This is a genomic window from Leptolyngbya sp. CCNP1308 (assembly GCF_034932455.1).
Lineage (GTDB): Bacteria > Cyanobacteriota > Cyanobacteriia > Phormidesmidales > Phormidesmidaceae > Nodosilinea.
Genome location: NZ_JAYGIH010000026.1, coordinates 1 through 5,405, shown reverse-complemented (window position 1 = coordinate 5,405; position 5,405 = coordinate 1). Strand labels below are relative to the sequence as shown.

The window sequence follows — 5,405 nt, the reverse complement described above, 5'->3', positions numbered from 1 at the left end:
TCGTCCACCAGGCTTGGCGGCAGGCAGTAAATCACTCAGAAGCTCGTACTGGTCTCGGGTTAGGTTGCTGGGGTAGTCTTTACTCATCGTCTCACTCCGGCATTGCTGACATTCATCTGCAACTTATGCGGAGTGAGCTTTTTTACTCAAGCCCTAACTTTTCAAACACCCTCTTAGGGAAAACACTAACATCTTATACTTCTCTAGGCCATTGCCCAAGATCATGGCAATGGTCTTTTAAGAGGAGATAAATCTCCATAGCCCTTATTCAGCAACGGTTTGAGCCAATTCGCACTGGAATCTTCAAAGGGCATGTGTGGTGAGGCTTTCAGCCATTCATCCCCTTTTAGCGAACCAGTGTCCATCATTGCCATCCCAGGTGAATTCGAACCGCTCAGTGTCACCATCTCTTACAAATTCTCCATCAAGACCTCCGGCAACCAGTCCAAATTGAAAATCTCCAGTCCTCCTTTGATTTACCATGATGTAGGCCTGCACCTCCATATTGAAATAGTCCTCATCCCATTGTTCCATTTCGTAAATGTGCTATGTTTCAACGACAGCCGCCGTCTTTTTTTCGCCATGATCCATTCCTTCAACCGGTAATGCTTTCATTAGGGTAGTGTTTAAAGTCAGCGAAGGCTTTGTAAAGCTATGGCTTTGTATCCACCAACTTCTGAGCTATTTGACAACTGGATCAACAACAAACCAGAAAGCAAACTGGAGTTGATTAACGGTCAGCTGATTGTGGGCAATTCCCTAATCGGGAGTCGGCTTTTGCTGAGGCAGATTCTCCAGGGTTGGAGAGCAGAGGCAGCCGTTGCCCTTGCTCCCGTCGAAACCTGGCTCCAGGCCCTTGCCGCAGGCTATGACCTCACCCTTCCTCCAACGGGTTCTCACCTTGAAATCCTCAATCAGCTAGAGGAGCAAGTCACTGACGTGGAGTTCGTTGCAGAAGACTTGCAGGCCGGTCGGGCCGAGAAAACCTGGGTTCATCACCGCCTTCAGCAGCAGTTGACAATGGATTCATTTCGGCTGGCGAATCAGGCCGGGTGCGAATCGCTGGGGCGAGATTTTGTTATGCGTCTGGGCGATAACGGCTTTACCCCAGATCTCATCATTTACAAAAGCCAGGGGCTCAATCAGCTCTTTTCCTATTTCTTGAGTGGCCCAGCAGACTTGGTGATTGAAATTCTGATGCCGGGGCATGAAGCGGCTGACCGCAGCACCAAGTTCGACTACTACCAGGCGGCAGGCGTTCAAGAATACTGGCTGATTGATCCTGAGAAGCAGCAGGTTGAGTTCTACCGACTCGTCGAAGGTCAGTATCAACTTCATCAGCCTGACAGCGAGAGTCACTACCGCCCCATCAGCGTTCCTGGATTGGCCTTTCGACCGGATGCCCTCTGGCAAGAGGATGGGGACTACAATCCCCTGGAACCCAGGACGCTTAAGGTCGAGCAGCCGATGGATAACTTTCAGCGATCGCCCGCCGAAGAAGGCCCCCAGTGGGGCTCCCTGCTGTTTATTCCCAATATCCAGCCGTCACCCGTCACCATCGCCTTTGAGCAGTACATTAGCTGGTGCCCGAGAGCCAAGTTTGAGTTTATCGAAGGCAAACTGCTGATTAACTCGACCCCAGGCACCCGCAATGTTTTGGCCATGCTGCTCATGACCTTTGGCCTGGAGAGTGCGGTCAAACTGTTGCCACCCCAAACCTGGATAGAGGGATTGCGCCAGCGGCTGGAGTGGGAACAGCACGATGGGGAGCGCAAAGCCGAATGGTGGCAGTTGGCCCGCCAGGCCGCAGAGCGACTGCGTGCCCACTTTTCCCTGGGGCGATTGGGAGTAATTGGGGATCTGACGATGCCTCAACCGTTGAACTACTGGTCAGACATCACCCTGGTCTATTGGGAAAAATTTGATGATTCTTGGAAAGCGTTCGATGTGCTGCGGGACATTGACCCAGACTGCCGCATCGACCTACTTCAGTTTCAGCCGGAGTGGCTGACGGCGGATCAGCTCTGGCAAATTGAACGGCACTTGGTTGAGTTATGACCAATCAGGACGATACCGCGTCGGTGTTCCCTGTTCGGTAAACGCCCAAATATCGCGTTTGTGCTGGGGGCCGTAGCTAATGTGAATGGGGCGGTTTGGACTATAGAAATACAGCGAGTCGAAGGGCAGTCCCTGGGCCACAATCCAGTTCACTAGAGCATCGCTGGGCATGTCGAGAATTATTAAATCGCAGGCGGCACCGAGGCGATCGCAGTAGTACCGCCCATGCCGATTCACCTCGTGGGCCATGTGCTGGTCCAGGCTGGGGGTAGCGATGCCGTGCTTCTTCCCCGTAACAGGGTCTTTCTGCGCCAGCCACCGCTTCAAGTCCACCGAGCAAAAGCCATAGGTGAGTAGAAAGCGATCGCGCCCAAACCTATCCACCACCGGGTCAATGATGTACTGACACAGCACCTCTAGGGCTGGCAATGTCTCCTCCAGATTTTTGGGAAACGGCTCTATCTGGTCAGCAAACCGCTGGTAGGTCTGCGTGCAGGTGCAGAACTCCTCCAGCGTCAAATACTTCCCCAGCCGACGTTCCGCCATTCCCTAGGCTTCCATACCCCTGTTGCGAGTCGGCATCCGCCTCGGCTGCCCTACCTGGAGTGCTTGAATCGCCTGCACCTGAGCCACCGTCCCTCGGGCATACTGCTCAATCGTTTGCGGGGCCACCCCCTGCACATCCTGCTGAAATCGGGCATATGGCCCCTGGTGTAGCAGCGTCGCTACAGATTCTCCCGATTCCCCGGCCCCCAGCGCCGCCGCCGTCACCTTCTGATCCAACTGAATGCCGGTGAGATCGCTGCTCACATAATCTCTATAGAGATCAGGATAGCTCTGGATTTTCCCCGTCACCGAGCAGGCATACTCCAGGTAGCGCTGCTGTTGAAGGCTGTCCACGGTCGTCTGGGCGTACTGAATCAATTTGGGCAACGCCGCCTTCTTTTCTTCATCAGACAACCCCAAAATCTGCTGCTGGGTAAATGGCCCCTGGGCCAGCAGCTGAATTACCTGTCGGGGAGCCTTGCCGGTCTGTAGCGCCGCTCTGGCTACCTCCTGATCTAGTCCCTGGGCTGACATGGGGTTATCACTGTAGCGGGTGTAGAGACTCTCGTAGTCCTTGGCATCCTTGAGCGAAGCCTTGGCCAGCGCCAGGTATTGCTGACGCATCAATCGTCCTTTCTCGGACTCTGGCTCCTTCGGCAACTGTGGCTCTCTCATAGGGCGTCCGTGAACTCGTCGAGCAAGTCAGCCGATGGAGTGGCAACGGTCACGGGCTGTACCAGCACAGTGCCTGCCTCTGCGGGTAGATTCTCCGCATCAGGCGTTCTTACTAATTCGGTGCTACCGGATCGAGCCATCCCCAAATCAAATTCCTCGCGTAGGTGCTGAATTTGGGCTTCCATCTGCCAGATCGATTGCTGGGCCAGATCGCGTAGCTCTCCCTCGGAGTGATTTCCCGATTGCCGGTAGGCGAAGGGCAGCCAGAAGGCACGGGTCGCCGTGGCCGCTTTCTCTTTGCCGTTGTAGGTCTCGTGGATCAGCCAGGAGTAGGTGATGCCGTTGGGAGAGGTACGATCGGGCTCAAAAATGAAGCGCACCCTGGATTTTTTATCAGGGTTTGCAGGATCAGGGCTTGGGGAAGGGCTTCGTCCTCGGGGCATGGGTCAAAATCAGCCTATAAGGTTCAATCGTGATCAGCGCCTTTGGTAGATAACTATGATTAGTCACCTATCAAGACAATTTTACACTGCAACACCAGTACATGCTGATCTAATGCCCGTTAGATCTAGAATGCATTCTTACTATCGACCATGTTCCAGCATTGCTGATTGCTGAAGGCTTTTCTTTCAGGGACAACAATCTAAAAGCTCTAGCCGTGCGCTTCTACTATTAACTTTTATGAATTAGTCAGCATAGAGTCAGCTAACAGCGAATAATTCATCGTAAGATGCTCTCATCAAGGTGTGTGTCTATCAAATTCTTTGCCTTTTGACCGTCGGAAAGCCAACTTCGGGCGGCTGGGATCGATTTGCCCAGGCGGCTAAGAGCTTTGTGTGGATCGGTTTTGGAGATGCAACGATGGACACCCATGACCTTTTGGAAGCGTTATTTGAACGGCTTAACGCCCGCCTTGACTTGATCGAAGGCAATCTTCGAGAGCTACGGCAACGCCTGAATGGAGAGGTGGATATGCCTAAGCTGGTAAAGCTCAATAAGGCTTGGCAAATTCTCGGTTACCAGAATTACGATGCCTGTCTCTACAAGGTGCGGTCTGGCCACTATCGGGTAAATAAAGAGATTGTCGATCGCCGATCGCCGGATTCCCGCCGCCCAGACTGGTATGCCGATATCGAGAAGTGTCAGCTGCGCGATCGCACTATGGCCAGCAAGCGAGGTTGATCAGCCCTTAACCAGCCTGCTTTTTCTTCAGAGCCGCAAAATAGGTCTGGGCCGCTCGTTCCTTAGAAATGTGCTTTTGATAGGTACCCAGGTTGACGTTGGGGTTGTGCCTCATGAATTGGGAGGCTACCGCCGTTGGTAGCTCTAGCCACAGGGCAGCTCTCAAACTCCAGGCGTGGCGAAGGCTATAGGGTGGAAAGGGCATTTTAGCCCGCTGAAAAGCCGTGGACGTGCGATCGCCGTAGTCTTTATTCATGCGAGCTGTCACGGCGGGTCGGCGCACCTCCCACAGTTGCCAGCGGTCAACCCACTCTGGTGGCAGTGGAAAGGTTTCGCGCTTGCCAGTTTTTGTTCCATCGGGCACCAGGGCCACCAGCCACCGCTGACCGTCATACTCACGCCATTCCACCTCACAGAGAAAGGCCTCGTGATCCCTGAGGTTGTAGGTGGCCATCATCGCAGCGACCCACTGCCACGATTTGTTTTTCATCCCGTCGATGGCGGCAATAATCTCGTCGTCGTTAGGGATAATGCGCTCGACGTTGCTCAGCCGGTAATCGCCCTGACGGTCGCGCACCTTAGACTCAATACCGGCAAAGTCGGCCAACCGCTGGAACTTTTGGCAGGCTACCTGACGACTGCGGCTATTGGGCTTCCACCGATCCACCACGTCATCCAAAAGATGGGATGTTAATTTCGCCGCTGGTGGCAGCCATTTGAAGGCCGGGTACCAAAACTGTTCTCGCCAGCGCAGGGCAATGGCGTCTTCATCGCCCTCCTGTTGCTTTTGCCAATCCTGCTGAAAGCGATCAATCCACAGGGCAAACGCATACTCGGTGAGTAGGGATACTAGTGGATACGTTTGACATCAAGGCTATCCATGTCCCATTCAGTGCCCCCGACGGATTCACTGTTAAGCCACTTTGAGAACCTAGAGGATCCTC

At 53.7% G+C, this 5,405-nt stretch carries 7 protein-coding genes; 2 read left to right on the top strand and 5 right to left on the bottom strand.

Features of this window, described 5'->3' with window-relative positions:
• Positions 1-336 precede the first annotated feature (336 nt).
• A complete protein-coding gene (locus VB780_RS08420; RefSeq protein ID WP_323350690.1) occupies positions 337-534 on the bottom strand; it encodes a hypothetical protein in 198 nt (65 codons plus the stop codon).
• A 120-nt stretch (positions 535-654) separates the two neighbouring features.
• Between VB780_RS08420 and VB780_RS08415 the strand changes: the two genes are divergently transcribed.
• The gene (locus VB780_RS08415) at positions 655-2,058 is read left to right on the top strand and encodes a Uma2 family endonuclease (RefSeq protein ID WP_323350689.1); all 1,404 of its coding nucleotides are present in this window, start codon (positions 655-657) and stop codon (positions 2,056-2,058) included.
• Here VB780_RS08415 and VB780_RS08410 read toward each other — a convergent pair.
• The 3 genes from VB780_RS08410 to VB780_RS08400 are packed head-to-tail and all read right to left on the bottom strand — an operon-like array spanning position 2,053 to position 3,659.
• Entirely contained in the window at positions 2,053-2,604 is a 552-nt protein-coding gene (locus tag VB780_RS08410; protein WP_323350688.1) for a hypothetical protein, read from the bottom strand. The genes VB780_RS08415 and VB780_RS08410 overlap by 6 nt on opposite strands.
• Positions 2,605-2,607: 3 nt before the next feature.
• On the bottom strand, positions 2,608-3,279 hold the full coding sequence (locus VB780_RS08405) for a hypothetical protein (protein ID WP_323350687.1): 672 nt from the start codon (positions 3,277-3,279) through the stop codon (positions 2,608-2,610).
• Positions 3,276-3,659, bottom strand: a complete 384-nt coding sequence (locus VB780_RS08400) for a hypothetical protein (protein WP_323350686.1) — start codon at positions 3,657-3,659, stop codon at positions 3,276-3,278. The genes VB780_RS08405 and VB780_RS08400 overlap by 4 nt, the downstream gene beginning before the upstream one ends.
• A gap of 481 nt (positions 3,660-4,140) precedes the next feature.
• Between VB780_RS08400 and VB780_RS08395 the strand changes: the two genes are divergently transcribed.
• Positions 4,141-4,461 carry a hypothetical protein gene (locus tag VB780_RS08395; RefSeq protein WP_194022960.1) on the top strand — a complete coding sequence of 107 codons (321 nt, stop codon included), beginning with the start codon at positions 4,141-4,143 and terminating at the stop codon, positions 4,459-4,461.
• Positions 4,462-4,468: 7 nt separating this feature from the next.
• On the opposite strand, the gene VB780_RS08390 is transcribed toward VB780_RS08395, so the two are convergent.
• A complete protein-coding gene (locus VB780_RS08390) occupies positions 4,469-5,128 on the bottom strand; it encodes a hypothetical protein (protein WP_323350685.1) in 660 nt (219 codons plus the stop codon).
• Positions 5,129-5,405: the final 277 nt, after the last annotated feature.